Source organism: Micromonospora sp. DT201 (genome assembly GCF_049841575.1).
In the GTDB taxonomy this organism is placed as follows: Bacteria; Actinomycetota; Actinomycetes; order Mycobacteriales; family Micromonosporaceae; genus Micromonospora.
The window spans coordinates 1-26,382 of record NZ_JBNCKP010000017.1; the positions used below are offsets into that span (position 1 = coordinate 1).

A 26,382-nucleotide genomic window follows, 5' to 3' on the forward strand; every position below is an offset into this window, starting at 1 on the left:
AGCCGCAGGCCGGGGCAGCGAAGAAATGAGCGAGCCCCGCCGGACGTCGATCAGTCTGGCATTAACGCGAAGAAAGCCGTCGCCCGCTTGAGAATGTCCACGTCCTCGCGCAGCCTGCGGTTCTCCCGCCTCAACTGCGCAAGCTCGTCTCGTTCACTGCTAGTCAGCCCATCGGTGCGGGCGCCAGCGTCGAGGTCGGCCTGCTTCACCCAGTCACGCACCGCGGTCTCGGTCAGGTCGAAATCCTGACTGACCTGCCGCAGCGTGCGATCACCGCGCTGGCACAACTCGACGATCTCGGCCTTGAACTCCGGCGTAAACGAACGCCGAGGCCGCGGCCGCTTCTTCCCCATGCTCTCCATGATGATGGACATCCTCCCGGAGACCCCAGGTCCCCTGATCTCGGATGTCCGTCAAAACGGGGCAGGCCCATGCCTGAGGGCGCTCCGGTGCTCGTCCGGCGTCGCATCATGCTCGTCGACGAGGAGCCCTACCAGCTCGGCGACAGCTACTACCGGCACGAGTTGGTCAAGGACACCGCCATCGCGCAGCCCCAGCCAGTCGAACAGGGCGTGCTGGCAGTGCTGGAGCGGGTGCACGGCAAGCCCATCTCGTACTACATGGACGAGCTGAGCTTCCGGATGCCAACACCGCAAGAGAGCACCGCCCTCAAGCTCGATCCTGGCGTATGCGTGGTCCGAGCCGTGCGGATCGCCTACGACGAAGACGACGCACCGCTGGAAGCCTTCGATCAGCTTCTCGCCGGAGACAAACACGTCCTGGTCTACGAGGTGTCTGCCGAATGAGGCCAGATCCGATGACCGTCAGGCAGGTCGAGTTGTGCGGCAGCATCGTGCGGCTTGAACCGCTGACGATTAGGCACCTCGGCGATCTCACCGAAGCGGCGAATCACGATCAGGTCTGGGCCTACCTGGACGAGGCGACGCCGACAGACCAGGAACCGGTGGCCGCGCTAATCCAGGAAGCACTAGACGAGCAGCAGAGAGGCGACCGGCTGCCCTTCGCCATCGTTGACCTGACCACGGGCAAGGCTGTCGGGAGCATTAGCTACATCGACATCTCACCGATTCACCACAGCCTGGAGATCGGGTGGGCTTGGCTGACACCGAGCTACGGGCGAACCGGCGCGATCCGCCCGCCGGCTGCCGGCGATGCCGAGCTTCAGTTGATGCGTTACGGATCAGTGCCACTTGATCCGTAACACGTCCGGATAGACGACAATCACGGTTGTGAGGTTAGCTGCCGTGCTCGAACCACGGCGCGGCGCAAGCGTCACTCGGGTTGGTGGGTTCGGCGCGATAGCGTATCGGCATGAACGAAGCGCCCGGGAGCGACGAGTACGAGGCTGAGCCCAAGTCGTTGCGGGCCTTGCCGGAGGCGACCGTCGCGGGGGACTGGTCCATCCTCGCTGCCATCGCGGCTGCAGTCGCAGGTCTGCTCATTTGGCGTCGACGGAGCCGACGCGGCTAGAAGCGACGCGTCGTGGCCGTTCGGGCTTGCGGGCTTTGAATCTGGCGACGCTTTTCGTGGTGGTGCGGGGGGCACCTCGGCCAGGAGTTGGTCGCCGTTGTGGACGCGGAAGGTGGTGTCCGTCTTTCAACGGTGACGGTTCGACCGGCGTGGCCGCTGCCGACGTGGATCTTCTGACCGGCGATGACGAGGACGCCGCAGGTTCAAAGTTTCTGTACGTCTTCAAGGCGGCCCGAGACGGGCCGCACGCGCCGCCGCCTGGGCGCGCGTCCGTCGCTCCGCTGACGCTCCGACTCCGGCCACGCAGAACGCCCGGCGGCTGGCGCGGAGAGCGGGAAGCCCGGGGGCCGCCGCTGTGTCAACGCCGGCTGAAAGGGGTCATCCTGCTGCCTCGCGATGCGACTGGGAAGCCTACGGTGGCTGTGTGCCGCGCATCGAGTTGACCACGGACGTCCAGGCAGTCCCGGAGACCGTCTTCGGCGCCTGCCTCGACGTTGAACTGCACACCGCGTCCATGGGGACTACCAGCGCCGAACGGGCGGTCGGCGGCGTAACGACCGGACGGTTGAGGGCCGGAGACGCCGTCACGTGGGAAGCCAGGCACTTCGGCCTCCTCTGGCGGATGACGGTTCAGATCATTGACTACCGGCGGCCGGACGGCTTCACGGACAAGCAGATCAGCGCCCGTTCGGCCGATGGCACCACGAGCACAGCTTCACACGGAACCCGGCTGACTCCTCGGCAACCGTCATGCGGGATGTCATCGACTTCGCTGCACCGATGGGACCGATTGGCCGCCTCGTGGCCAGCCTCATCCTGCGGCCGTACCTGCAACGCCTCGTCGCACGCCGCAACGCCTATTTAGCCGCCACCTTGGCAAGGGCTTCCTCGCCCAGCCGATGAGGAGACGGGGGCGGGGATGCCCGGTGACGACGGGGCACAGGTGGGGCACAAGACAGTGTGAAACGTCGTCAACCAGCGATCAACAGTGGCAGCCCCAGACGCCCTGTGAGTAGGCGGCGAACACCATTCCCACTGATAGCGGCATAGCGTCTCTTAGTTCCGCTTCAACGTCTGAGACTCGGCTGGGTGACTAATTGGGTGACGACGGGCACAAGCGACGTCGGACGTCCGTGGACTAGTAGGAACTGCTCGGACTGCTCGGCCCTGCTGCTGGTGCAGTTCACAGCTGGCCAGTGGTTGCTTCACACCGAAGCGGTCGTCGTTCCAATCCCTGTAGCGCAGGTCAGCGTCCGGCATGCTTTAGACATGGACATCAGGACAGTCGACCCGCGCGACCAGACATGGGAGATCTGGCAGCCGAAGTATCGGGTCCATTTCCATGACAAGACCGGTGCCGCCGAAGAGTACGAAGTCGAGGGGGTCGATGTTTCTCAGGTGATGGCGTGGGCAGCTGAACGCTGCGATGGTCGGACCTTTGTCGTGTATGCGTGTGTGCCTTGTGGTGGGCTTGGGCTTCTTCGTCTTGCAGGCATCGACCCCACCGAACGCCATCTGGGACCTGGATCTTCTCAGGCGATGGGACGACAGCAACGGTGACAGCAACAGGACCGGACCAGGGCATCCATTGACGGCCGGCAGCGGACGGTTGCCCAAGGTCGCGGATGTCGGCGCACGCCGCCGGGCGGAGCGCCCAGAACTTGTAAGCGAGATGTCGCCGGTTCGATCCCGGCCGGGGGCCCCATATCCACCAGGCTTTTCCCGACCGGCTCTGCCACGAGTCGACCGGTTGACAGCAACGAGGCCCATTTGGGTCACCGCCGATCAGCGCCGCGTCGGCCCGGGTGGCCAGCCAGAACAGGGAGCCGCGCGGGTCGAGGCCGCGGCCGCTGGCGAGGATCGGGTCGTACTGGGCGGGGGACAGCCGGTAGAGCCGCAGATGGAACCCCTGGGGCTGCGGGTGCGTCGGTATCGGTATGAAGCTGCGCGCCGCGATTCTGTTTGCACTGACCGTTCTCAGCCTCGGCCTCGTCGTGGTCGTCTCCCCAGCGGAGCCTGCTTGGGCTTGCAGTTGCGCGCGCGCTGACCAGGCGGACGAGCGGGCCGAGCTGATCGTCGTCGGCACGATCACCGAGGTGACAGACAACGGGGTCCAACTCGCGGTGGCGTCGGTCGAGAAGGGCAGCCCTCCGGCAGGGCCCACGCTCAGGCTGAGGGTGGGCCGCAGTGAGGCCAGCTGCGGCTACGACTTCCGCGTTGGCACCCGATACCGAGTGAATTCCACCGGCGGCGCAACTGGGCTGTGCTCGGGGATCACGGCCGTACGTGCGCCCGTGCAATTGTCGATCACACCGTCCGCGCCGGCAGCTGAACCGACGCCTGTCACGGCCGCGCCTGCGCCCGCGCAGTCGCCGAGCCGTTGGTGGCTCGCTACCGGTGCCATGCTGACAGTTCTCGCCGGCGGACTGGTCGCCGTGGCCCTGACGAGGCGCCGAACCAGAGCGAGCAGTTACCGAACGAGTGGGCCAGCCACGGGCCTGTAGGCGATTCGTCGAACTGTCACCAAGGGGCACCAGGGCCATCCGGCTGAGCATGGCGTTAGTCGCTTCCGCCACCTGCATCGCCGTGTCGATCGCCGACGCCGTGCGGCGAGCCTATGTTCGCCGCTACCAGTCCACCACCCAGGTCCCGGGCGAGCCCGCGTAGCAGCCGTATGCTTGGCGGCGCTACGTGGGCGGTCGGCCTGCGGTGGTGTCTGGTGACAGATCGGATGTGTACGCGAGTCGATGAGTCGCGCGGTGGAGGAGTCGAACCGGGCGATGCTGCGTGCCAGGGACGCCATGGACCGGGCGTACGCCGAGCCTTTGGACATTCCCGCGCTGGCGCGGATCGCGTACGTCTCGGAGGCGCATTTCATCCGTACCTTCCGGGCCACGTTCGGTGAGACCCCGCACCGCTACCTGCAACGTCGCCGGGTGGAGCGGGCGATGGCCCTGCTGGTGGAGACCGGCCGGGACGTCACCGACATCTGCTACGCCGTCGGCTTCAGCAGCCTGGGTACGTTCAGCCGGACGTTCCGGCAGATCGTCGGGGAGTCACCCTCGGATTTCCGCCGTCACCGCGTCGCGCCGGCCAACGTGCCGTCGTGCTTCACCAAAGCCTGGACCCGGCCGAGCAGTTTTGGATAAGCAGCAGGTCACGGCCGACCTTTACCGTTGTCGGCATGACGATGAACGCGATCAGCCGCTCCCAGATCTACGTCCTCGACCAGGACGAGGCGCTCGATTTCTACGTGAACAAGCTCGGCATGGAGGTCAACACCGACCAGGATCTCGGCTTCATGCGGTGGCTGACGGTCAACCTGCCCGGTGACCCGCAGCGGGAGATCCTGCTGGAGAAGCCGGGCTCACCGGCGCTGGACCCGGCCACCGCCGAGCAGGTCCGCGAGCTGCTCACCAAGGGCGCCCTGGGTGGGTATCTCTTCATGACCACCGACGACGCCCACAAGACGCACGAGGAACTCGTGGCGAAGGGCGTCGAGATCACCGACGAGCCGACCGAGCGCCCGTACGGGATCGACTTCGGTATTCGGGACCCGTTCGGCAACCGGATCCGCATCGGCCAGATGTTCCCGCAGGCATAGTGGAGCCGGCGATGGGCCAGGCCGCCTGAGCTGACGGCCGCAGGACTGGGGGCGCGGCGTCGAGTCCGCGCCTCCCGGTGTGCTGAGGTTTGGGGATGGCAACCAGGCTGCTGTATCTGACCCGACATGCTGAGCAGGACCTGACCGAGCTGGGGGAGTCCGAGGCCGGGGAACCGGACACCGGCCTGACGGAGCGCGGCCGACGGCAGGCCACGCTGCTCGGCGAACGCCTGCGCGACCGCCGGTTCACCGCCGTCCACCACGGGCCGTTGCGCCGGGCCGCGCAGACCGCCGAGCTGATCGCCAAATCGCTGCCCGAGGTGCCGGTGTACGAGACGGAGTTGGCCGGCGACTACCTCCCGCACGACACCGATCCGGTCGGCCTGCCGTCGGCGTACGTCAACTTTCTGGCCCAGTTTTCGGCGGCCGAGCGGGTCGACGGGCCGCGCGTGACGGCGGAGGCGGTTCGTCGGTTTACCGGGCCGGTCACCGAAGGGGCCGCCGCCGGTGACGAGCCGGTCCGTGAGTTGGTCGTGACACACAGTTTTATGATCGCCTGGCTGATCCGGCACGCCCTGGACGCGCCGGAGCGGCGGTGGATCGGCTTGAATCTGCACAACACGGGGCTGACGGTCATCCGGTACGGCCCGGCGGGTCCGCCGAATCTGATCGCCGTCAACGACGTGGCGCACCTGCCGCTGGAACTGCGCGGCACCGGCCTGCCCCCGGATTACCTGGTGTGAGTGGCGGTGGCCCGCAGGAGCAGCTTGACCAGCGCTTGCGTGGCCGGTGGTGGGGGCTCGCTCGACGCTGGTGCAGCCGGTCACGAGGACGGCCAGAAGCGCGATCGTGACGGCGATCGTCGATGCGGTTCTCATGTCGTCGGACGCTTGGCCCCGACCGCCGGTTCCCCTGCCACGCCCGCCGGCGAAATGGTGACGGTGGGGTTCGCCCCTCGACGGCGGTCGCCCGGCTCGCGCCGTTATGGTCGCCGCACCGGTGCACGACACCGGCAGGCCAGATCGGCGGCGTCGGACGGGTGGCGCGGGGAGGGGCGGACGTGTCGGACGCGAAGGTGACCGCCGAGGTGACCGGACCGGTCGCGACCGTGGTGATCCACAACCCGGCCCGGCGCAATGCGATGACCGCCGCCATGTGGCGTCAACTCCCCGAACTGCTCGACCGGCTGGAACCCGACCCCGACGTACGGGCGCTGGTGCTCACCGGGGCGGGTGACGCCTTCTGCGCAGGTGCGGACCTCGGTGATCTGGCCGAGCTGTTGGACGCCGGTGACGCCAGCATCGCGGTGGCCGCCGAGGAACGGCTGGCCCGCTTCGCCAAGCCGACCGTCGCGGCGATCCGGGGTGCCTGCGTGGGCGGCGGAGCGCAGCTCGCGGTCGCCTGCGACCTGCGGATCGCCGCGGACGACGCCCGTTTCGGCGTACCCCCGGCCCGACTCGGGCTGGTCTACCCGGCGCCGACAACCCGCCGGCTGGCCCGGCTGATCGGCCCGTCCGCCGCCAAGCATCTGCTGTTCACCGCCGAGCTGATCGACGCCGAGCGAGCCCTGCGGGTCGGCCTGGTCGACGAGGTGCTGCCGTCCGACCGGCTCGCCGCGCGGGTGGATGAGCTGACGGCGACGATTGCCCAGCGGTCTCCGCTGAGCATCGCCGCAGCCAAGGAGATCGTCGACGACCGGGCCGGAAAGGCCCGGATCGCCTGGTGGCACCAGAAGGTGGCCAGCACCGGCGAGGCCCGGGAAGGGGTCGCGGCGATCGCCGAACGCCGGACGCCTCGCTTCGCCTGGCAGCCACCGCCCGGCGACTGACAGTCCATTGCAATACCTCGATCCGGGGTGGTCCGCTGCCGGGTCGATGCGGCAGGCTGTCGGTCGTGCAGCGTGATCAGTTGCTTGCGGGCCGCTACCGGCTCTTGGAGCGCCTCGGCAGCGGCGGCATGTCTGCGGTGCACCGGGCGTACGACGAAGTGCTCGAACGGGATGTCGCGGTGAAGGTGCTGGTCGCCTCGGACGCCAATGCCCGGCAACGGATCCGGGCCGAGGCCAAGGCGGCTGCCCGGCTGTCGCACCCGCACGTCACACGCGTCTACGACTACGGCGAGTCGTCGCTGGACGGCCCCCCGGTCCCGTTCGTGGTGATGGAGTTGCTCGGAGGTCACACCCTCGAACAACGGCTGGCGGCCGGGCCATTGCCGCCCCGCGCCGGCTTGCGGGTCTGCGCCGAGGTTGCCTCAGCCCTTGCCGCCGCGCACGCCGAGGACCTGGTGCACCGTGACATCAAGCCGGGCAACGTGATGCTCGCCCCGACCGGCGCCAAGGTGCTCGACTTCGGCATCGCGGCCGTCACCGGTGAACCGGAGATCGATTTTGAGGGACGGCTGCTGGGCACACCGGCCTATCTCGCCCCGGAACGACTGGAGGCCGGCGAGGTGCTGCCGGCCTGCGACGTGTACGCCCTCGGCCTGCTCCTGCACCGGGTGCTCACCGGCCGGTTGCCGTGGCATCCCGAGGCGCAGACCGACATGCTCCGTGCGCAAACGCACGTCGAGCCGGATCCGCTGCCCCAGATCGACGGTGTGCCGCCCGAGATCCACCGGCTCTACCGCTGGTGCCTGTCCCGTGATCCCGCCGACCGGCCGCCGGCCGCCGAGGCGGCCCGCATCCTGTTCACCGCTTCCAGCACGACGGTTGCCGTCAGCGGTGTCGCAGCCGGGGCGGCTGCCGGAGCTGCCGGGCCGGCGGCAGTCAGGGCCGAGCAGACCGAAGCGGCAGGCAGGGCCGAGCAGGCCGAAGCGGCAGTCAGGGCCGAGCAGATCGAGGCGGAGCTGACCGACGCGGCAGCTATCGGCCCGACGGGCGGTACGACCGCCGAGTCGACCTCGCGGCGAGGGCTCCGGCGACGGCGGGCCGTGATGGCGGTCGGCGGTGCGGTGATCGCACTCGTGGCGATGGCCGGATCGCTCGGAGATTCTGACAATCGCCGGCAGGGACAGGGGATGCCATCGATCGGCATCGGGCCGGGTGGCACCACCGCGGTGGGGCTGCCAGGCACAGCCGAGCCGCTCACTGCGGTTGACCCCCGAGCGTCCGCAGTCCCGTCGGCCAGGAACACCGCACGCAACCCCGGGACCGGCCCTGCGACCGATCCGGCTGGGACGGCCGCGCCGAGCCCAACCGTCAACACCCCAGGACCGACAACTCCCGCCAGGGTCACGCCCACCCCTCCGTCGGGCGTGCGGGTGGACGCGCGCGGCGGCACGGTCACCGTTCGCTGCGTAGGAAATTCCGCGGAGGTGCTCGCGGTGACGCTCGCGCCGGGTTTTCAAGCGGAGACGTACGACCCCGGCCCCGCGAAGCAGGTCCAGGTCGAGTTGACCTCCGCCGAGTTTCGCAGCGAAATCCGGGTGCACTGCGCCAGTGGGCGTCCGAAACCGAAGGTCAAGGAACGCGCCGGCTGACCGGGGGCCGGCGGGTGCCGCGCCTGGGACGTACCCGGGACACGGCCCCCCGTTCCCGCCGGCCGGTCCGTCACCGCCCGGCCAACGCCCCCCAACCCGGGGTCAGCGGCTCCCGGCGCAGCGGCATGCCCGCCTCCGCCGGGGTCCGGTCGCCCTTGCGCTGGTTGCAGGCGTAGCAGGCAGCGGTGGTGTTCCGCCAGGTGTTCCGGCCGCCGCGCGAGCGGGGCAGGATGTGGTCGATGGTGGAGGCCGGGCCACCGCAGTACGCGCAGCACCGGTCGTCGCGGCGCAGCACCCCGGCGCGGGACCAGGCCGGCCCGGAGTTGAACCTCCACCGCGTGACCACGTAGCGGACCAGCCGCACCACCCGGGGCATCGGGAAGACGCCGATCACCTGGTCTGGCTCGGCCTCGTGGATCTCGGCCACCCGGCGGCACAGCATCCGGATGGCATGTTGGACGGTGACCCGGTGCAGTGGGCCGAGGTCGGCGTTGATGACGAGGACGGCATCCACCGGGACTCCTTTCAGATTGGTGACGGACGGCAAAGAGCCGCCCGGTCCGGAGCGTTGGACGGGGCGGCTCAGCGCGTACGGGTACGCGTCAGTCCGGCCGGCCCGCCCAGGGACCTTCCGCTCGGCAACCGTCGCCGGGCAGCGTCGACGGCACGGTGGAGACGTGCGACATCGTCATGAGCTGCTCCCGTGGCGGTGGTTGACCTTGCGCGATCACGGTAGGTCGGGGCGGGACAGAGGGGCAACGTATTTCGATCGACCGCCCGGATCGTCGGGGCGGCGCTGACGGCGGGTTCGGGGTGCAACGGCAGCCGAGCGTCGGGCGGTGGTCAGCGGCCGGTTCAGCCGAAGGGCCATCCGCGCGGTGAGTTCGCTGTCCAGCAGGGGCCGGTTGACCTCGCTGGCGACCGCCAGCGCCGGCCCGGAGACCGACCGCCAGATCGCGGCCAGCCCGGCGCCGAGGCCCACCAGGGCGACGGTGGCCCGGGTGGTCGGTGAGCCGGCCGCTGCGGCTGCGCTCACTCCGACCACCGCGAAGAGCACCAACAGCAGGGGTACGAGCACCGGCCAGAAGATGCCCCGTGCGGCCTGTGCCACCAGCCGCCGGTCCCGGATGATCAGATTTCTGGCGATCACCGCGTAGTCCTCCTCGTCGAGCAGGTCACGCGGGTGCAGGCCGCCGGTGAGCACGTCCCGCCAGAGGTCACCCTGGCCTCGCAGTGCCCGGCTGAGCTCGGCGGGCGCCGGCTCGGCCGGGTCCCCGTGGCCGGCCCGGTCGACAGCTGTCGCCCAGGCGGCCAGCGACCGGCGCACCACCGCGGCCGAGTACGGCGGCAGCACGCTGGCCAGCTCGTCCAACCATCGGCTGATCTGGATCTGCCGGCCGCCGAACTGCCGCAGCAACTGGGCGGCGTCACCGGCTCGGACGGTGTCGGCCACCGATCGGCCCAGCCGGTAGGCCAGGCCGACCCGGTGGTTGGTGGCCATCGCCCAGCGCAGCACCTCCACGTTGAGCTCGTCGAGGGCGAGCAGCAGCGGCACCGGGTCGGAGGGATCGGGCCGGGTCAGGTCGGGTAGCAGCGCCCGGGCGGCGGACGTGTCGGGCACCGAGCCGCTGTGCCGGGTGAGTTCGGCGATCTGGGCCAGGGCGACGTCCACACCGTCGAGGTACATCCGCATGCGTCGGTGGGTGGACATCTCGGTGAGGTTGGAGAGCTTGGCCGGCGGTACGGCTGGGCGGGGCCCAGCGGGAACGCCGAGCTCCGCGTGCTGCCCGTGGTGGTAGGCGTCGGCCATCCACCAGCCCAGCCGCAGCGCGGTGACGATGCAGGCGCGTTCGTCACGGATGAGTGGGTACGCGTCGTCGCGGCCGATCTCGCCGATTGGTGGACCGTTCTCCGCGCCGGCGCGGTGCAGTGGTGACATCCCCCGCTGCCCTCCCGCCCGGTCGATCGACGGTTGATCAATCAAGCGTACGGCAGCGTACGGTTGCTTATGTTGTGTTTTGTCGGTTTGGGTTGCCGCGACCGGCGAGCAGCCCACGCGGCCGGATCGAGCGCACCGGCTCCGCCGCGCCACCCTCGGCGCGCAGGATGTGGTTCGCGGCGACGATGCCCGTGGCGGCGGAGCGTTCCATCAACGCGCTCGGGAAGCCCGTGGCGATGCCGTCACCGGCCAGATAGAGGCCGGACGCGTCGGTGCGTACCCCCGGTCGCCAGGCGTGGCTGCCCGGCGTGAACGCCGGCGCCTGTGCCTGGACCCGGGCCCGCAGCTCGCGGACCCGCAGGTCGCCGACCTCCGGCCAGAGCGCGACGAGCTCGCGGCGCATCCGTTCGGCCAACTCCTCGGCGGGCACTCCAGGCTCGCAGGCGTACGCGTGCAGCTCGAGGACCGATCCGCCGGTCTGCCGAGCCCAACGCCGTGGCTCGTTCTCCAACCGGTGGTAGAGCGTCACCGAGTCCAGAGTGGGCTGCCGGGACACGCCGTTGAACACCGCCCGCTCGGCGGCCACGTCGCCGGCACACCAGTAACGCGCCACCGCGTACGGCGGCCCGGGAGTGCCGAAGGCGGGCATCCGGGCCGCCAACTCGGGTGCCTGCTCGACCAGGTCGGGGGAGGCCGCGACCAGCGCGGCGAGCGCCGGCGGGTCGACGGCCAGCACGACGTGGCCCGCCGGGTGGCTACCGCCGTCGGCGGTGGTCACCCGCCAACCGTCGGCGTCGCGGTGCACCCCGGTCGCGGCGGAGCTGGTGCGCACCCGGCCACCGTGCTTCTCCACGTGCCGTGTCAACGGCTCCCAGATCGCCGTGGCGTAGTCCTCGTCCGGGCAGTCGAACGCCAACCCCTCCGGGTTGCCGAGCAGATAGAAATGGAACTGGGCGACCATCTCAGCGGCCGACATCTCCGCCTCGTGGTTGAAGAACGAGTGCGAGAAGACCTCGAACAGCATCGCCCGGGCCCGGTCCGGCAGCCGCAGCGACGCCAGCAACTCGTCGGCCGTGGTGTCGTCCAGCTCGGCGTAGGTGCGTACCGGGTCGTAGCTGAGCAACGGCAACGCGGCGTCGCGGTCCATCAGGCGCAGGTCCGCCAGGCGCAGGCTGGGGCTGCGCAACAGCAACGCGAGCAGGTTCGCCGGTGGAGCGGGCGGCAGTTTGCCGAACTCCTCGGTCGGCCACTGCGCACTCAGGATCGGGTAACCCGCGATGGGCTTGAGGAAGCCCAGGTCAGGGTCGATCCGGCGGAGGATCGACCGCCAGTTGTAGTACTGCCGGAAGAAGGCGTGGAAGCCGTGCTCGTTCTGCTGGTGGCCGTCGGCCAAAGCCTCCGGCCAGGCACCCAGTCGACCGCCGAGCGTCGACGCCGCCTCCAGCACCGTGACCGTCACACCCCGCTCGGCCAGCACCACTGCCGCCGACATGCCGGCGATACCGCCACCCACCACCACGGCCGCCGTCGGTCGCGGCACGCGGTCGGCGCCACCGCCGCCCGGGTCCACCTCATGTTGGCGTACGCCGATGAGCCGACCCACCACTTGGGACAACGCCATGGGCGCCAGTCTGCCGTACCTGCTGCTCAGTCGGGTGGTAAGCAACGGCGGGGGCGGTCCGAGGCGGGCCAGACGTACTCCAGGTCGCCCGGCACGTCGTCGCCGAAGATGGGGCGGTAGTGCGTGGGGTCCTTGCGCAGCAGCGACGAGCGGTGGCTCAGGTGCAGGTCGTCGCGACCCAGCCACGGTGGCAGCTCACCGGCCTGGCCCAACTCGTCCTGGGTCCGTACGACGCCAGCGCCGCAGGCGGCGGCGAGGTCGACGGTCATCGTGGTGGCGCAGGTGTCCGCCCGGCCCGGTTCGGTCCAGACCGCGCACATGTCCAGCCCGTAGCGGGTGAGCGCCTCCTCGTATCCGGCCCACATCTTCACCGCCGGATGATTGCGCCAGCCATACCCGGGTCGGGTAAGCCCGCGCAGCACCTGGATGGCCTCCACCCGTTGTTTGCCCAGCCGCTTCTGGTCCAGCGTGCGGGCGCTGGCCAGGAAGTCCGGGTACGGGAGGAACGTCTGCATGCCGCTGCTCTACCCGTCGCCGGGGCGGGCATGCCTGGGGCGGGGATGATCCGGACGGGGTCGCCCATTGCGGCCGTGCTTACTACGATCCGGGCATGGCGGAGCCGTGGCGGGACCGGGCGCGACGGGCGGTCGAGTGGAACTGGCGGCTGCGCTCCGCTAGTGATCCGCGCCCGCACTACGTGATCTGCGGGAAGGACGCGCTCGCCTACTACGTGGCCCGCGCGCTGCTCGAATCCGACCTGCCGTTGGGCGAGGCGCGGGTGACCGTCGTGGTGCCGGAGCGCTACCGCAGCAACGGCCCGGATGTGGCGGGGCTGCGAGGGCTCCGGGTGGTCCGTTCAGATCGGCTGGACGTGGCCACCTTCGAGGCCGCAGGCCTGGCCGGGGCGGCCGGGCTGGCCCTGCTGCACCAGGACGACGTGGGCAACCTGCACGCCGCGCTCTGCGCGCAGGCCGTCGATCAGCGGGTCCGCCAGGTGCTGCGAATGTTCAACGGCACCCTGGCCGACGGCGTGCGCAAGCTGATCAAGGCGCCGGTCGAGGTGCTCTCCGACGCCGAGATGGCCGCGCCGGCCTTCGTGGCCGCCGCGCTCGGCGAGGTCGACCCGAGCTCGTTCCAACATCGGGACAAGACGCTCCGGGTGGCGCGGCGGGCCGACGTCCGCCCGCAGGACGTGGTCTGCGCCCTGGCCCACCTCAGCGAGGCGCGGGGGGTGGAGCTGCTGCCGGCAGAGCAGGCCGGCGCGGATCTGGTGCTGGCCGAGGCGACCGGGCAGCCGCCGGGCACCGAGGTCGCCGCCCGTCGGTTGGTCCGGGCCCGCCGGCGACGCCGTCCGGTCACGGTGCTGCTGGGAGCGGTACGCGGCTTCGCGACCCGCAAGATCGGCGTCGCGGTGATGCTGGTGCTCGCGGTGATCGTGGTGTTCGGGGCGCTGATCTCCCGCACCGAGAGCGCCTCCCCACTGGAAGCCCTGTACCTGACCCTGGTCACCACGCTCAGCGGCGCCGACCCGGACACCACCAAGTCAGCCGGCGCGCAGATCATGCAGGTGGTGCTCAACCTGGCCGGGCTGGCACTGATCCCGTTGATCACCGCCGTCGTGGTGGACGGCATCGTCAACGCCCGACTGGCCCTGCACACCGGCCGGGTGCAGCCCGCGCGGGCCGGGCACGTAGTGCTGGTCGGCCTGGGCAACGTCGGCACCCGCGTCATGGCGCAGCTCCGCGAGTACGACGTCGAGGTGGTGGCGATCGACAAGGATCCGGAGCCGCGCGGCGGTGCCCTCGCCCGTCAGCTGGAGGTGCCGGTGATCGTCGGCGACGCCGCGCTCTCCGAGACGCTTGTCGCCGCGTCGGTGGCCGACTGCCAGGCGCTGGTGGTGGCATCGACCGACGACGTGGCCAACCTGGAGGCGGCGCTCGCTGCCCGTAATCTCCGTGCCGACCTGCGCGTGGTGCTGCGGCTCTTTGACGGTGACTTCGCCGAGCGGGTGGAGGAGACCTTCGCCCTCGGGGTGTCCCGCTCGGTCTCCTATCTGGCTGCCCCGGCGTTCATCGGGGCGCTCACCGAACGCGCGGTGATCACCACCATTCCGGTCGACCGGCACGCACTGCCGGTTGCCGAGGTGCCGGTGGCCGCCGGCTCCGAGTTGGACGGCCGACCGCTGGAGATGGTCAACCGGGACGGGCAGGTCCGGCTCATCGCCCGCACCCCGGCGGGCGGTGCCAAGACGATCTGGTGGAAGGATCTCGACCCCCGCCAGGTGATCTTCGCGGGTGATCGGCTGACCGTGGTCGCCCGCCGGCGCGGGTTGGACTGGCTGACCAGGCAGTGCGCCCCGCCCGCCCCGGGGAGGGTGGCCCTGCCGCACGGTCACGTCGGCTCGACGCCCCGGCCCGTACCCACCCCGCCCGGCGCTGTTCCGTCCGGGCCTGTTCCGTCCGGGGCCGTGCCGGGCGGGGCCGTGCCGGCCGGCGCCGTTCCGGGCGGGGCCGTCGCTGGCGGGGCACCGGCCGCACCGGCCGCGTTCCCCGCGTCGCCGCCGGGGTCGACCAATCAGGAGGTCGCTGCCCCCGATCCCCACCCGGTGCAGGCCCCGCCGCCACGGGCCGAGGGCTGATCCACTCCATATCGCCGATGTGGGGGTGTCGGAGCCTGGTTGATGCCGCGATTTCGGCGATATGGAGTGGATCAGCGGCGGGAGACCGGTCAGCTTGTACTGAGGGGATGGCACTGAGCGACAATCGCTGTCATGCGTTTCCGCATCCTGGGGCCGACTCAGGTGTTGCTGGCCGACGGGCGTGAGCTGCCCGTGGGCGGTCCGCGGCTGCGCGCGCTGCTGGCGCTGCTCCTGCTCGACGCGGGCCGGATGGTGTCCGCCGAGCGGCTCATCGACGGCCTGTACGGCGAGCATCCGCCCCGGGGCGCGGCCAACGCGCTCCAATCCCAGGTGTCGCGGTTGCGCCAGGCCCTGTCTGCCGAGCACAACCCGGTCGAACTCCACCCGGGTGGTTACCGCCTCGCCGTGGATCCCGACGACGTCGACGCGTACCGGTTCGAGCAGCTCGCCGAGGCGGGGCGCCGCGCGCTCGCCAACGGCGACTGGCCCCGCGCGGCGACCGTGTTGCGCGAGGCGCTTGAGCTGTGGCGTGGTCGCGCCCTGGCCGACGTCGTCGACGTGGCTGGCGCACCCGCCCAGGCGGCGCGGTTGGACGAACTGCGGCTGGCCGCCATCGAAGATCGGATCGAGGCCGAACTGGCGCTGGGCGCGCGCGCCACGCTGATTGCGGAGTTGCAGGAGTTGGTCGCGGCGCATCCTCTGCGGGAGCGGCCGCGGGGGCAGCTCATGCGCGCCTTCTCCGCGTTGGGTCGACCGGCTGAGGCGCTGGCCGAGTTCGAGACTGCCCGACGCACGCTGGCCGAGGAACTCGGCACCGACCCATCGGCGGCGCTCACCGCGATTCACCTGGCCGTGCTGCGCGGCGGAGAACGACCCACCGTTCGCGGCACAGCCGAACCGGCGCTGCCGAGCCAGCTCACCACGTTCGTCGGCCGGGAGGAGGAGCTGAAGCGCGTTGGGGAACTGCTCGGTGAACGACGGCTGGTCACCCTCACCGGCCCCGGAGGCGCGGGCAAGACGCGGTTGGCGATCGAGGCCGCGGGCCGCTTCGACGGCGAGGTCCGCTTCGTCGAGCTGGCCGGGCTGGCCCACGGTTCGGACGTACCGCAGGCGGTGTTGAGTGCTCTCGGCCTGCGCGATGGGGGCCTGCGTGCCCCGGCCGAGCAGGGCCGGCAACCGGTCGACCGGCTGGTCGAGGCGCTCGCCGAGCGGCAACTGCTGCTCGTGTTCGACAACTGCGAGCACGTCATCGCCGACGCCGCCCGGCTGGCCGCACGGCTGCTGAGCGCGTGCCCGGCGCTGCGCGTCCTGGCCACGAGTCGCGAGCCGCTCGGGCTGGCCGGTGAGGCGCTGTGCCCGCTGTCCGGGCTCACCCTGCCACCGCCCGACGCGTCGGCAATGGAGGCTGACGACTACGCCGCAGTCAACCTGTTTGTCCAACGGGCCGCCGACGTCGCACCTCACTTCACCGTCACGCCGGACAACGTCGAGATGGTGCTGCGGATCTGCCGCACCCTCGACGGCCTGCCACTGGCGATCGAGTTGGCTGCCGCGCGGCTGCGGGCGCTGCCGGTCGCCGACGTGGCCGGTCGTCTCGACGATCGGTTCCGGCTGCTGTCGATGGGCAGCCGGGCCGCGTCGCCGCGACACCGCACACTGCGGGCAGTTGTCGAGTGGAGCTGGGACCTGCTCGACGATGCCGAACGGCGACTCGCCCGACGGCTGACCGTCTTCGCCGGTGGAGCCACGTTGGAGGCCGCCGGGCAGGTCTGCGGGCTGCCCACCGCCGAGTTCGTCGACGCGTTGACCGGTCTGGCCGACAAGTCCTTCGTGGAGTTCGCCGGTGGCCGCTACCGCATGCTCGAGACGGTGCGTGCCTTCTGCGCCGAGCGTCTCGCCGAAGCCGGCGAGGCCGACCAACTGCGCCGCGCGCACACGGCGTACTTCCTGGAATTTGCCTGGACCGCCAGTGACCACCTGCGGGGAACGGATCAGCTGCACTGGTTGCGACGGCTCGACGCTGAGCGGGACAACCTTCATGCGGCGCTGCGCCGCGCCACCGCAGCGGGTGACGCTTCCGACGCGGCCGGGCTGGTGGCGGCTCTGTCGTTCTACTGGTGGCTGCGGGGCATGCGCGGGGAAGGGGCGCGGCTGGCCGCCGACGTCCTCGAACTACTCGGCCCCGAAGCGCCGCCGGGGCTGCGCGAGGAGTTCGCCCTCTGCGTCTACAACGCCTCGCTCGCCGGTTCCGGCTCCCTGCCGTCTCTCGGGACGCAACGGTCGGTGATCCGTAGCCTCGACCGGGCGCCTCGACAACCCTTCCTGCTGTATCTGTCGGGGATGTCGACCGGACCGCCGTCCGGCGGTGCCGAGTACGTCGACGAACTGATGCGGGAATTGCGACGGCTGGTCGGCCCGGACCTGTGGTTCAACGCCCTCGGCGCAATGGGGAGCGGGACGGCGCAGATGTGGGGCGGCGAGCCGGACCGGGCCGGGGTGACGCTCGCCTCCGCGCTCGACGGCTTCCGGAGCGCAGGGGACCGGTGGGGGTCCATGATCACGCTTGGTGCGCTCGGTGAACTCGCCGCCTGGCAGGGTGATCCGGAGACTGCGGGCGCCCACATGGATCAGGCCATGAGGCTGGCCGAGGACCTCGGCTCCGCCGTCGACCAGGCCGACATGCTGCGTACCCGGGGCGAGATAAGGCTCCGCGCCGGTGACCTCGCCGCCGCACGGGACGATTTCGCTGGTGCGCTGTTACTCGCGCAGCGCAGCGGCGCGCCGGAGTTCGTGTCCGGCGCCCGGCTCGGCCTCGCCCAGGTGGCCCGGCTGCGCGGAGACCTCGTCGAGGCGAGGCGGCTCTGCGAAGAGGCGTTGTCCGGCGGGCTGACCGGCTGGTACGTCGGCGAGGCCACGCGTTCGCAGATCATGATCGCTCTCGAAGAGATCACCGAGGCGGAAAAGGTCGGTGCGCCGCCGTCAGCGGACGGTGCGTGATCCGTCAGCGCCCGACCGCACCGTGGGGGCATGACGACATTCGAAGTGGTCGCCGAGGGCCTGGGCAAGCGGTACGGCCCAACCCGCGCGCTGGACACGTTTGACCTGACCGTGCCGACCGGAACGGTGTACGGACTGCTCGGCCCGAACGGCGCAGGCAAGACGACGGCCGTACGGATCCTCACCACGCTGCTGCGCTTCGACACGGGAAGGGCCACCGTGGCCGGGTACGACGTGCTGCGTCAGCCGGACGAGGTGCGGGCCAGGATCGGGCTCACCGGGCAGTACGCCGCGGTCGACGAGATCCTCAGCGGCCGGCAGAACCTGGAGTTGTTCGGCCGGCTGTTCCGGCTCGGCCGACGGGAGACCCGCCAACGAGCCGGCGAGCTGCTGGAACGGTTCGGGCTCGACGAGGCGGCGGGTCGCTCTGCCGGTGAGTATTCGGGTGGGATGCGCCGCCGGCTGGACCTGGCGGCCAGCCTGATCCGCACACCGAGGGTGCTCTTCCTCGACGAGCCGACGACCGGCCTGGACCCGCGCAGCCGCAACCAGGTGTGGGATCTGGTCCGCAGCCTGGTCGCGGACGGGACCACGGTGCTGCTCACCACGCAGTACCTGGAGGAAGCAGATCAGCTCGCCAACCGGATCTCGGTGATCGACGCCGGCCGGGTGGTGGCCGAGGGCTCACCGGACGAGCTGAAGTCGATGACCGGCGGTGACCGGATCGAGGTGGTGATGCGCGACGCCGCCGACCTGAGCCAGGCTGCCCGCATCGTCGCGTCGATCTGCGGCGCGGAACCCGAGCTCGATCCGGCGGTCCGACGGCTCAGTGTGCCGGTGGCCGACCGGGTCGCGGGGCTGGTCGACGTGGTGCGGGCGTTGGACGAGGCGGGGATCGCGGTCGAAGACATCGGCCTGCGGCGTGCGACGTTGGACGAGGCGTTTCTGCATCTGACCGGGCACCGGGCCGACGAAGCCCGTCAGCCGGTTGGTGCCGGACGGAAGGCGGCTGTGGCATGACGACTGCGATCGTCGACGGCTGGACGATGACCAGGCGAAACATGACCCACGTCATCCGCGCACCGGAGGAGTTGATTCTCTACTTCTCGCTGCCGATCATGTTCGTGCTGGTCTTCGGGTACGTGTTCGGCAGCGGCATGCAGGTGCCGGGTGGCGGCAACTACCGCGAGTTCCTGCTGCCCGGGGTGTTCGTGATGACGATGCTGTACGGCCTCGGCGCCACCGCCACCGGTGTGGCGCTGGACCTCAGTCGGGGTGTGGTCGACCGGTTCCGGTCGATGCCGATGGCGCGATCCGCTCTGGTGGCCGGCCGCAGCGTCGCCGACCTGCTCCGCGCCCTGCTGGAGATGTCCACCCTGCTGGTCTGTGGTCTGCTCGTCGGGTGGCAGTGGCGACTGGGTGTCGGTAAGGCACTGCTCGCCGTCGGGCTGCTCCTGCTGCTGCGAATCGCGATCACCTGGGTCGGCATCTACCTGGCGCTGCTGGTCCGTAACCCGGACACGGTCGGTGTGGTCGTCTTTCCGGCCGCGTTTCCGCTCACCGCCATCTCCAACGTCTTCGTGTCGCCGGAGCTGATGCCGTCGGTCATCGGGACGATCTCGGCGTGGAATCCGTTGTCGGCGACCGTCGCGGCGATCCGTGAACTGTTCGGCAATCCGGGGCTGGGCGGCGACTCCTGGCCGGCTGAGCACGCGATGCTGTTGGCGGTGGCGTGGCCGGTGCTGCTCATCGCGACGTTCGCACCGCTGGCGGTGCGCCGCTACCAGCGGCTCAGTCGCTGATCCCTGCTCGCCGGTGGCCCACCCGGGTCACCGGCGCGCGGATCGCAGCCCGTGCCAGACAGCACCGACGGCGAGCACGCCAAATCCGGCGAGGACGCTGCTCAGCGGCAGGTTGACCGCGAGCAGCAGACACCCGACCAGCCCGAGGCCGGCGAGCACCTGCACCGGCAGCCGCCGGCCAGGCTCCCGGCCCAGGGTGAGCGCTGCCGCGTTGGTGATCGCGTAGTAGACCAGCACGGTGCAACTGGAGAAGCCGATCGCCTGCCGTACGTCGCCGAGCAGCACGACCACGATCACCACGGCGGCCACTGCCATCTCGGCGTGGTGCGGCACCTGGTGGACCGGGTGCACGGCGGCCAGCGCGCCGGGCAGGTCGCGGCGGCGGGCCATGGCGAGGGTGGTCCGGCCGACGCCAGCGACCAGGGAGAGCAGCACCCCGATCACGGCGATCGTGGCCCCCGCGCGGACCACCCAGGCCAGGCCGGGTAGCCCGGCGGCGGTCACCACGTCGACCAGGGGCGCGGCGGACTCGGCCAGCCGGTCGGCGCCGAGCACTCCGAGCGTGACCACCGCCAGCACGAGGTAGATCACGAGCACCACCCCGAGCGCCAGCGGCACCGCGCGAGGAATGGTCCGCTGCGGGTCGCGTACCTCCTCGCCCAGCGTGGCGATCCGGGCGTACCCGGCGAAGGCGAAGAAGAGTAGCCCGGCCGCGGTGAGCACGCCCCGGGCTGAGCCGCCGGGGTCGCCCAGCCGATCCAGGTGCACCGGCCCGCCCGCCACGCCGACGACCGCGACCAGGGTCAGCACCGCGAGCACCAGCGCGACCAGCGCTCTGGTCACGGTGGCGGTCTTGCCGATGCCGCGCAGGTTCACCGCGGTCACCGCGAGCACCGCGCCGACCGCGACCAACCGGGCCTGACCTGGCCACAGGTACGCACCAATGGTCAACGCCATCGCCGCGCAGCTCGCCGTCTTACCGACCACGAAGCCCCAGCCGGCCAGAAAACCGGCGAACGGCCCGAGGCGCTCCCGCCCGTAGACGTAGGTGCCGCCGGACTCCGGGTAACGGGCCGCCAGCCGCGCCGAACTTGTCGCGTTGCAGAAGGCGATGAAGCCGGCGAGCACCAGCGCGGGCAGCAGCCCGGCGCCGCCAGCTGCGGCCGCAGCCGGGCCGAAGACCACGAAGACGCCCGCGCCGAGCATCGAGCCCAACCCGATGACAACCGCATCGGGTACGCCGAGCCGCCGCGCCAGTTGATCCACGGACCCCAACCTAGGGGTACGAGGTGAACGGCCGGTCCCAGTCGCGTAGCCGGCCGGGGAGCGGCACGTCGTCCCACGGCACCCGATGCAGCAACCGGTCCAGAAAGAGCCCGATCAGCAGGGCTGCCACGCCGTCGGTGAGCCAGTGGAAGTTCAGGTAGGTCGTGGTGACAAGCAGGATGGCCGGCGGGGCGAACCGGATCAGTCGGTGCACTGTCGGGTGCAGTCGCCCGGCCGTCAGCGCGGTCAGCAGGACGGCGATCACCCCGTACCAGAGGATCGCGTTGACGACGTGCCCCGACGGGTAGGACAGGTCGTACTCGGTGGGCGGCAGGTCATTGAAGATCCGCACCGACTGGGTCGGGGGCAGATCGGAGCTGGGCGCGGCCCGGTCGGTCAGGACCTTGAGCGGCCCGACCGTCAGGTACAGGAGCACGAACGCCCCCGCCACCAGCAGCAGCGGCCGGACGGTGCGGCCCCGCCAGGCCACCGCCACGGCGAGCGCCCCAGCGAGGGGCGTCAACAACCAACCCCCTTGGCCGATGAGGTTGAACGCCCGTGCCGTCCAGTAGATCGGTGCCGGGTGGTGGGCATACGCCCATTCCCGAACCGCCAGGTCCAGCCCGAGCAACGCACCTGTGGCGAGGGCCACGGTCACCGCACCGAACCCGATCAGTAGCAGCGCGTCGAACCACCAGCTTGCCGGGCGGACAGGCCGTAGCCGCAGGTCACGTCGTACCGCCATGGGTTTGAGCACGCGACCACGCTACCGGCCCGGGGCGAGGCCCGGGCGTCCCGCGCTGTGGGCCCAGCCACGATGTAGGGCGGATGTGGGGGGCGACCAGTCATGCTTGTGCCCGTGCGGATCACGTCTGCCCTCGTAGACCCGGCGCTGCTCGACCTGCCCTGGTCGACACCGCTGGAGGAGTGGCCTGCCCAACATCTGGTGGCGCTGCCACAGGGCATCTCCCGACACATCGTCCGGTTTGTCCGGTTGGGCGACTACGTGTACGCGTTCAAGGAGACCCGCGAGCGGATCGCCGAGCGGGAGTACGACCTGCTCCGGGCCCTGGAGCGGATCGACTTCCCTTCGGTCGAGGCGGTGGCGGTCGTCGCCGACCGGCAGACCGAGGACGGGGAGCCCCTCGAATCGGTGCTGATCACGCGGCACCTGCAGTTCTCGCTGCCGTACCGGGCGCTCTTCTCGCACACCCTGCGCCCGGAGACGATGAGCCGGCTGCTCGACGCGCTTGCCGCTCTGATCGTGCGAATGCACCTGACCGGCTTCTTCTGGGGCGACTGCTCGCTGTCGAACACGTTGTTCCGCCGGGACGCGGGCGCCTTCGCCGCCTACCTGGTGGACGCGGAGACGGGCGCGCTGCACAACTCACTCTCCAACGGGCAACGCGGTGAGGACCTGGAGATCGCCCGGGTGAACATCTTCGGCGAGGCGCTGGACCTGCAGGCCGCCGGCCTGCTGCACGAGTCCATCGACCCGGAGGTGGTCTGCGAGGAGGTCGTGCAGCGCTACGAGCGGCTCTGGCACGAGATCACCTACGAGCAGGCCGTCGAGCGGGAGGCCCGGCACGACATCGAGGGCCGGATCCGCCGCCTCAACGAGCTGGGCTTCGACGTGGCCGAGGTGGCCATGTCATCGATCGACGACGGGCGTTACCTGGTGCGGCCGAAGGTGGTCGACGCCGGCTACCACACCCGGCGGTTGCTGCGGCTTACCGGTCTGGACGCTGAGGAGAACCAGGCCCGCAAGCTGCTCAACGACCTGGACGCCTACCGGGCCGAGAGCGACCTGAACGACGAGCAGCAGGCCGCGCACCGCTGGGTCACCGAGGTCTTCGAGCCGGTGGTCCGGGCGGTTCCCGCGCACCTGCGTCAGAAGCTCGAACCGCAGGAGTTGTTCGCGCAGATCATCGAGCACAAGTGGCTGCTCTCCGAGCAGGCCGGCCGGGACGTCGGGATGCGCCACGCGGTTCAGTCGTATCTGGCCGACGTGCTGGTGCACCGCCCCGACGAGCAGGCCGTGCTCGGCGTCGACGTCCCCGCCATCGGCTGACCCTCCGCCTCGGGAACGGCCCGACCTGCGCTCGTCGAGGCAGGCTGGATCGTTGGGCAGGCTGGGGTTGCCAGTGTGTGGTTGGTGCCCTGTAGAGCTGCCCCAGATATGGGGCGGGTCTGCGATCGCCTGCCCCACATCTGGGGCAGCTCTACAGGCCGCGCAACAGTCACGGTGCCGGCGCCAGCGGCGGTCAGGCTGGCCGGCTGGGGGTAGACCGCTGTCGAGCGCGTACGAAGGGAACGGTGTCACTCCACCCAGGTGCCGTTGCGGAGGACTCGGACCACGTTCAGGTCGGCGTCCAGCACCACCAGGTCGGCGCGGAGGCCCACCTGAAGGGAGCCCACCCGGTTGCCCAGACCGATGGCCCGCGCCGGGGTGGTGGCCACCATCCGCGCCGCGTCGGCGATCGGGATCCCGGCATTCACGGCGTGCCGCAGCGCGGCGTCCATGGTCAGCGTGCTGCCGGCGATCGCGCCGTCGCGGGCGAGCCGGGCCACACCGTCGGTCACGTTGACGGCCTGGCCGCCCAGTTCGTACTCGCCATCGGGCATTCCGGCGGCGGCCATCGCGTCGGTGATCAGCGCTGCGCGGTCCGGGCCTGCGGTCGCGGCGGCGAAGGTAAGCGTGCCGTCGTGCAGGTGTACCCCGTCGGCGACCAACTCGCAGATCACGGTGGGTGCGTCGAGCAGCGCAACCACCGGGCCCGGCTCGCGGTGGTGCACAGGCCGCATGCCGTTGAACAGGTGGGTGCCGACACTGGCGCCGGCGGCGACCGCGGCGCGGGTCTGCTCGTACGTCGCGTCGGTGTGGCCCACCGCCGCCACCACCCGCTGGGCGGTGAGCAGTTTGATCGCCTCCAGCGCGCCGTCGCGTTCCGGGGCGAGGGTGACCATCCGGATCGCGCCCCGGCCCAGCTCGATCAGCTCGGTCAGCTCGTCGGTCGACGGGTCGCGCAGGTATTCAGGGTTCTGTGCGCCACAACGGGCAGCGGAAAGGTAGGGCCCTTCAAAGTGGACCCCCGCCAGCACACCCTCGTCGACCAGCGGGGCGAACGCCTCGGTGGCCGCGCGCATCAGCGGGAAGGGCGCACTGACCAGGCTGGCCAACAGCGTGGTCGTGCCGTGCGCGAGGTGGAAGTCGGCCGCCGCCCGGGCCTCGCCGACGTCCCCGGTGGTGAAGGTGTGCCCACCACCGCCGTGTGTGTGCATGTCGACGAAGCCGGGCAGGATCCAGTGCCCGTCACGGACCGACGGGTACTCGGCGACCGCGGTGATCCGATCCCCGTCCCACTCGACGCAGCCCTGTCGGATGACACCGGTCGGGGTCACCACTCGGCCGTCCACCCGCACGGTCATCGCTTCTCCTGAGGGTCACGGACGCGAACCGCGTCATGGTCACGGACGCGAACCGCGTCATGGTCACGGACGCGAACCGCGTCAGGGTCACGGACGCGAACGGCGTCCAGGGCGAGCAGGGCGGCGCCGAGGCAGCCAGCCTCGTCGCCGAGGGCTGCCGCGACAAGCTGCGGCTCCCGGTGAAAGGTCATCCGTTCGTGCAGCGCCGCCCGCAGTGGGATCAGCAGCCGGTCCCCAGCCTGGGCGAGGCCGCCACCGAGCACGATCGTCGCCACGTCGAACAGCGCCTGCCCGGTGGCGAGGCCGTCGGCGAGCGCCTCGACCGCTTCCTGCCAGACCTGGTTGGCGAGCGGTTCGCCGGCCGTGGCCCGCTCGGCCACCTCGGCCGCCGTCACCTGGGGGTCGGCTGTCTCGCCGGCCAGTTCGGCGTAGCGGCGGCCGATCGCGGCGGCCGAGGCGACCGCCTCCAGGCAGCCGGGTCGACCGCACCCGCAGCGTGGGCCGCCGGGCCGGACCAGGACATGGCCGATCTCCCCGGCAGCGCCGTGCGCACCCACGGCGGCCATGCCGTCGACGACGTGCGCAGCAGCGATGCCGGTGCCGATCGCTACGAACAGCACGTGCCCGGTGCCGCGGCCGGCACCGAGACGGGCCTCGGCGAGACCACCAACGCGCACGTCGTGGCCGATCGCCGTCGGCAGGCCGAGCCGTGCCACCGCCAGGTCCCGCAGGGGTACGTCCCGGAAGCCCACGTTTGCCGACCAGACCGCGACTCCGCGCGCCTCGTCCACGACCCCGGGCACCGCGATGCCGGCCGCGATGGGGGTGAGACCGTCCGCGCGGGCCTTGGCGGCCAGCTCACCAGCCACGTCCAGGATCGTGTCGACCACTGCGGCCGGGCCGCGCGCGGCGTCGGTGGGGTGCCGCTCGGTGCGTACCGCGATGCCGTCCGGCCGGACCAGGGCGCATTTCATGCCGGTGCCGCCGACGTCCAGCGCAACGACCACGCGGTCGCTCACGCCAGCACCACCGACCGGGACAGGTGTCGGGGCGCGTCCGGGTCGAGACCCCGACTGGTCGCCAGCGCGACCGCGAAGCGTTGAGCCAGGATCAGGTCGGCCATCGGGTCGACCGGGGTACGGCCGGCGGACCAACTGCCCAACACCGTGCGGCAACCGTGCGTGCGGCTGTGTACGAAGGCCGCGCCGGTGGCGGCCACATCCTCGGGCAGCCCTTCGGGTAGCTCACCGAACGCCCAGACCAGCCGGCCAGGCGCGGCGACCGAGATGGGGCCGTGCCGGTAGTCCATCGCCGGGTAGGCCTCGGCCCAGAAGGTGGCCGCCTCACGGCACTTCAGCGCTGCCTCCTGGGCCAGCCCGACGGTCCACCCTCGACCGAGGAAGGTGACCTGCCCGATGGTGGCCGGGTCGATCGGCAACGGGGATCGCACCGCGACTTCGGCGTCAGCGGCGAGCGCGGTCACCGGGTCGCCGAGGTGGGCCCGGAGCAGGGCCAGTGCGGTCGTCGCGAAGCGGGTCTGCACCACTGACCGCTCGTCGGCGAAGGGCATGGCCACCGTGGCGGTGGCCAGCTCGACCGCCGGGGACGCCGGGTCGCCGACGATGACGGTGCTGGGTGTCTGCCCGCGCAGCGCGGCGAGCAGCTCCAGCACCTCGGTGGTGGTGCCGGAGCGAGTGATCGCGATCAACCGGTCGTAGCGGCGGCCGGCGGGGAACTCGGACGCCTGGAACGCGTCGGTCTCGCCCTGGCCGGTCTGCTCGCGGCGAGCCGCGTACGCCATCGCCATGAACCACGACGTGCCGCAACCGACGACGGCGACCCGCTCGCCGGGGCGCGGCAGGTCCCCCTGTACGACACCGGCAAGTTCGGCCGCCTCCCGCCAACAGTCGGGTTGGCTCGCGATCTCCGCGTCCACGTACGCCATGGGAAACTCCTCGCAGGGGCGACCGGTGCGCAATACGGCTCGTTAGACCCGCATTTCGCGCGTTATTCTGCGCGAACGCGGGTGGCCGTGGCAACCGACTAGCCGATCGCGCAGGTCAGTCTTTTGCGCCAGCCTAGTTTCGCGCACTAGTGTGCACGCAATCAATCACCGTC

Annotated in this window: 25 protein-coding genes; 15 read left to right on the forward strand and 10 right to left on the reverse strand. The window is 70.9% G+C overall.

What is annotated here, in order from left to right; all coding sequences use genetic code 11:
• Positions 1-50: 50 nt before the first annotated feature.
• Positions 51-374 carry a transposase gene (locus ACLQ28_RS24255; RefSeq protein ID WP_425688573.1) on the reverse strand — a complete coding sequence of 108 codons (324 nt, stop codon included), beginning with the start codon at positions 372-374 and terminating at the stop codon, positions 51-53.
• Positions 375-431: 57 nt separating this feature from the next.
• Here ACLQ28_RS24255 and ACLQ28_RS24260 point away from each other — a divergent pair, with 57 nt between their 5' ends.
• From ACLQ28_RS24260 to ACLQ28_RS24305, 10 genes are all read left to right on the forward strand, one after another.
• Positions 432-806, forward strand: coding sequence for a UTRA domain-containing protein (locus tag ACLQ28_RS24260; RefSeq protein WP_425688574.1), 375 nt, complete (start codon positions 432-434; stop codon positions 804-806).
• An 11-nt stretch (positions 807-817) separates the two neighbouring features.
• The gene (locus tag ACLQ28_RS24265) at positions 818-1,222 is read left to right on the forward strand and encodes a GNAT family N-acetyltransferase (RefSeq protein WP_425688575.1); all 405 of its coding nucleotides are present in this window, start codon (positions 818-820) and stop codon (positions 1,220-1,222) included.
• 110 nt (positions 1,223-1,332) lie between these two features.
• Complete coding sequence (locus ACLQ28_RS24270; RefSeq protein WP_425688576.1) at positions 1,333-1,491, forward strand: hypothetical protein; 159 nt, start codon at positions 1,333-1,335, stop codon at positions 1,489-1,491.
• Between the two features lie 1,269 nt (positions 1,492-2,760).
• Positions 2,761-3,051, forward strand: coding sequence for a hypothetical protein (locus ACLQ28_RS24275; protein WP_425688577.1), 291 nt, complete (start codon positions 2,761-2,763; stop codon positions 3,049-3,051).
• Positions 3,052-3,428: 377 nt separating this feature from the next.
• Entirely contained in the window at positions 3,429-3,995 is a 567-nt protein-coding gene (locus ACLQ28_RS24280) for a hypothetical protein (RefSeq protein ID WP_425688578.1), read from the forward strand.
• Between the two features lie 243 nt (positions 3,996-4,238).
• Positions 4,239-4,640 carry a helix-turn-helix domain-containing protein gene (locus ACLQ28_RS24285; protein ID WP_425688579.1) on the forward strand — a complete coding sequence of 134 codons (402 nt, stop codon included), beginning with the start codon at positions 4,239-4,241 and terminating at the stop codon, positions 4,638-4,640.
• Positions 4,641-4,675: 35 nt separating this feature from the next.
• On the forward strand, positions 4,676-5,095 hold the full coding sequence (locus tag ACLQ28_RS24290) for a VOC family protein (protein WP_425688580.1): 420 nt from the start codon (positions 4,676-4,678) through the stop codon (positions 5,093-5,095).
• 95 nt (positions 5,096-5,190) lie between these two features.
• Entirely contained in the window at positions 5,191-5,838 is a 648-nt protein-coding gene (locus ACLQ28_RS24295) for a histidine phosphatase family protein (protein ID WP_425688581.1), read from the forward strand.
• Positions 5,839-6,155: 317 nt separating this feature from the next.
• Positions 6,156-6,923, forward strand: coding sequence for an enoyl-CoA hydratase/isomerase family protein (locus tag ACLQ28_RS24300; protein WP_425688582.1), 768 nt, complete (start codon positions 6,156-6,158; stop codon positions 6,921-6,923).
• A 65-nt stretch (positions 6,924-6,988) separates the two neighbouring features.
• Entirely contained in the window at positions 6,989-8,572 is a 1,584-nt protein-coding gene (locus ACLQ28_RS24305; RefSeq protein ID WP_425688583.1) for a protein kinase domain-containing protein, read from the forward strand.
• 70 nt (positions 8,573-8,642) lie between these two features.
• Here ACLQ28_RS24305 and ACLQ28_RS24310 read toward each other — a convergent pair whose 3' ends face one another.
• From ACLQ28_RS24310 to ACLQ28_RS24325, 4 genes are all read right to left on the reverse strand, one after another.
• A complete protein-coding gene (locus ACLQ28_RS24310; protein ID WP_425688584.1) occupies positions 8,643-9,086 on the reverse strand; it encodes an HNH endonuclease in 444 nt (147 codons plus the stop codon).
• 213 nt (positions 9,087-9,299) lie between these two features.
• A complete protein-coding gene (locus ACLQ28_RS24315; protein ID WP_425688585.1) occupies positions 9,300-10,511 on the reverse strand; it encodes a hypothetical protein in 1,212 nt (403 codons plus the stop codon).
• 67 nt (positions 10,512-10,578) lie between these two features.
• Positions 10,579-12,132: an FAD-dependent oxidoreductase gene (locus ACLQ28_RS24320; protein WP_425688586.1), complete on the reverse strand. Its 1,554-nt coding sequence runs from the start codon at positions 12,130-12,132 to the stop codon at positions 10,579-10,581.
• Positions 12,133-12,158: 26 nt separating this feature from the next.
• Positions 12,159-12,647, reverse strand: coding sequence for an MSMEG_6728 family protein (locus ACLQ28_RS24325; RefSeq protein WP_425688587.1), 489 nt, complete (start codon positions 12,645-12,647; stop codon positions 12,159-12,161).
• Positions 12,648-12,742: 95 nt separating this feature from the next.
• On the opposite strand from ACLQ28_RS24325, the gene ACLQ28_RS24330 reads away from it, so the two are divergent.
• The 4 genes from ACLQ28_RS24330 to ACLQ28_RS24345 all read left to right on the forward strand — a co-directional run bounded on the left by ACLQ28_RS24330 (position 12,743) and on the right by ACLQ28_RS24345 (position 19,569).
• The gene (locus ACLQ28_RS24330) at positions 12,743-14,770 is read left to right on the forward strand and encodes a potassium channel family protein (RefSeq protein ID WP_425688588.1); all 2,028 of its coding nucleotides are present in this window, start codon (positions 12,743-12,745) and stop codon (positions 14,768-14,770) included.
• 132 nt (positions 14,771-14,902) lie between these two features.
• Positions 14,903-17,767 (forward strand): BTAD domain-containing putative transcriptional regulator, encoded by a 2,865-nt coding sequence (locus tag ACLQ28_RS24335; RefSeq protein ID WP_425688589.1) that lies wholly within the window; start codon positions 14,903-14,905, stop codon positions 17,765-17,767.
• A 30-nt stretch (positions 17,768-17,797) separates the two neighbouring features.
• Positions 17,798-18,787: an ATP-binding cassette domain-containing protein gene (locus tag ACLQ28_RS24340; RefSeq protein ID WP_425688590.1), complete on the forward strand. Its 990-nt coding sequence runs from the start codon at positions 17,798-17,800 to the stop codon at positions 18,785-18,787.
• Positions 18,784-19,569, forward strand: a complete 786-nt coding sequence (locus ACLQ28_RS24345) for an ABC transporter permease (RefSeq protein ID WP_425688591.1) — start codon at positions 18,784-18,786, stop codon at positions 19,567-19,569. Before ACLQ28_RS24340 ends, ACLQ28_RS24345 begins: the two co-directional genes overlap by 4 nt.
• Before the next feature lie 27 nt (positions 19,570-19,596).
• On the opposite strand, the gene ACLQ28_RS24350 is transcribed toward ACLQ28_RS24345, so the two are convergent.
• On the reverse strand, positions 19,597-20,835 hold the full coding sequence (locus ACLQ28_RS24350; RefSeq protein ID WP_425688592.1) for an APC family permease: 1,239 nt from the start codon (positions 20,833-20,835) through the stop codon (positions 19,597-19,599).
• Positions 20,836-20,845: 10 nt separating this feature from the next.
• Positions 20,846-21,562: a phosphatase PAP2 family protein gene (locus tag ACLQ28_RS24355; RefSeq protein ID WP_425688741.1), complete on the reverse strand. Its 717-nt coding sequence runs from the start codon at positions 21,560-21,562 to the stop codon at positions 20,846-20,848.
• Between the two features lie 120 nt (positions 21,563-21,682).
• On the opposite strand from ACLQ28_RS24355, the gene ACLQ28_RS24360 reads away from it, so the two are divergent.
• Positions 21,683-22,906 (forward strand): DUF4032 domain-containing protein, encoded by a 1,224-nt coding sequence (locus ACLQ28_RS24360; protein WP_425688593.1) that lies wholly within the window; start codon positions 21,683-21,685, stop codon positions 22,904-22,906.
• Positions 22,907-23,154: 248 nt separating this feature from the next.
• Here the strand turns inward: ACLQ28_RS24360 and nagA are convergent, their stop codons facing one another.
• The 3 genes from nagA to ACLQ28_RS24375 are packed head-to-tail and all read right to left on the reverse strand — an operon-like array spanning position 23,155 to position 26,209.
• The gene (gene nagA, locus ACLQ28_RS24365) at positions 23,155-24,264 is read right to left on the reverse strand and encodes an N-acetylglucosamine-6-phosphate deacetylase (protein WP_425688594.1); all 1,110 of its coding nucleotides are present in this window, start codon (positions 24,262-24,264) and stop codon (positions 23,155-23,157) included.
• Positions 24,261-25,283 carry an ROK family protein gene (locus tag ACLQ28_RS24370; protein ID WP_425688595.1) on the reverse strand — a complete coding sequence of 341 codons (1,023 nt, stop codon included), beginning with the start codon at positions 25,281-25,283 and terminating at the stop codon, positions 24,261-24,263. Before ACLQ28_RS24370 ends, nagA begins: the two co-directional genes overlap by 4 nt.
• Positions 25,280-26,209, reverse strand: coding sequence for an SIS domain-containing protein (locus ACLQ28_RS24375; protein WP_425688596.1), 930 nt, complete (start codon positions 26,207-26,209; stop codon positions 25,280-25,282). Before ACLQ28_RS24375 ends, ACLQ28_RS24370 begins: the two co-directional genes overlap by 4 nt.
• Positions 26,210-26,382: the final 173 nt, after the last annotated feature.

Bases quoted from the DNA above. Each gene is read 5' to 3' on its own strand.
- ACLQ28_RS24255 (WP_425688573.1), bottom strand. From the start codon at position 374: ATGTCCATCATCATGGAGAGCATGGGGAAGAAGCGGCCGCGGCCTCGG.
- ACLQ28_RS24260 (WP_425688574.1), top strand. From the start codon at position 432: ATGCCTGAGGGCGCTCCGGTGCTCGTCCGGCGTCGCATCATGCTCGTC.
- ACLQ28_RS24265 (WP_425688575.1), top strand. From the start codon at position 818: ATGACCGTCAGGCAGGTCGAGTTGTGCGGCAGCATCGTGCGGCTTGAA.
- ACLQ28_RS24270 (WP_425688576.1), top strand. From the start codon at position 1,333: ATGAACGAAGCGCCCGGGAGCGACGAGTACGAGGCTGAGCCCAAGTCG.
- ACLQ28_RS24275 (WP_425688577.1), top strand. From the start codon at position 2,761: ATGGACATCAGGACAGTCGACCCGCGCGACCAGACATGGGAGATCTGG.
- ACLQ28_RS24280 (WP_425688578.1), top strand. From the start codon at position 3,429: ATGAAGCTGCGCGCCGCGATTCTGTTTGCACTGACCGTTCTCAGCCTC.
- ACLQ28_RS24285 (WP_425688579.1), top strand. From the start codon at position 4,239: ATGAGTCGCGCGGTGGAGGAGTCGAACCGGGCGATGCTGCGTGCCAGG.
- ACLQ28_RS24290 (WP_425688580.1), top strand. From the start codon at position 4,676: ATGACGATGAACGCGATCAGCCGCTCCCAGATCTACGTCCTCGACCAG.
- ACLQ28_RS24295 (WP_425688581.1), top strand. From the start codon at position 5,191: ATGGCAACCAGGCTGCTGTATCTGACCCGACATGCTGAGCAGGACCTG.
- ACLQ28_RS24315 (WP_425688585.1), bottom strand. From the start codon at position 10,511: ATGTCACCACTGCACCGCGCCGGCGCGGAGAACGGTCCACCAATCGGC.
- ACLQ28_RS24320 (WP_425688586.1), bottom strand. From the start codon at position 12,132: ATGGCGTTGTCCCAAGTGGTGGGTCGGCTCATCGGCGTACGCCAACAT.
- ACLQ28_RS24325 (WP_425688587.1), bottom strand. From the start codon at position 12,647: ATGCAGACGTTCCTCCCGTACCCGGACTTCCTGGCCAGCGCCCGCACG.
- ACLQ28_RS24330 (WP_425688588.1), top strand. From the start codon at position 12,743: ATGGCGGAGCCGTGGCGGGACCGGGCGCGACGGGCGGTCGAGTGGAAC.
- ACLQ28_RS24335 (WP_425688589.1), top strand. From the start codon at position 14,903: ATGCGTTTCCGCATCCTGGGGCCGACTCAGGTGTTGCTGGCCGACGGG.
- ACLQ28_RS24340 (WP_425688590.1), top strand. From the start codon at position 17,798: ATGACGACATTCGAAGTGGTCGCCGAGGGCCTGGGCAAGCGGTACGGC.
- ACLQ28_RS24345 (WP_425688591.1), top strand. From the start codon at position 18,784: ATGACGACTGCGATCGTCGACGGCTGGACGATGACCAGGCGAAACATG.
- ACLQ28_RS24360 (WP_425688593.1), top strand. From the start codon at position 21,683: ATGCTTGTGCCCGTGCGGATCACGTCTGCCCTCGTAGACCCGGCGCTG.
- nagA (WP_425688594.1), bottom strand. From the start codon at position 24,264: ATGACCGTGCGGGTGGACGGCCGAGTGGTGACCCCGACCGGTGTCATC.
- ACLQ28_RS24375 (WP_425688596.1), bottom strand. From the start codon at position 26,209: ATGGCGTACGTGGACGCGGAGATCGCGAGCCAACCCGACTGTTGGCGG.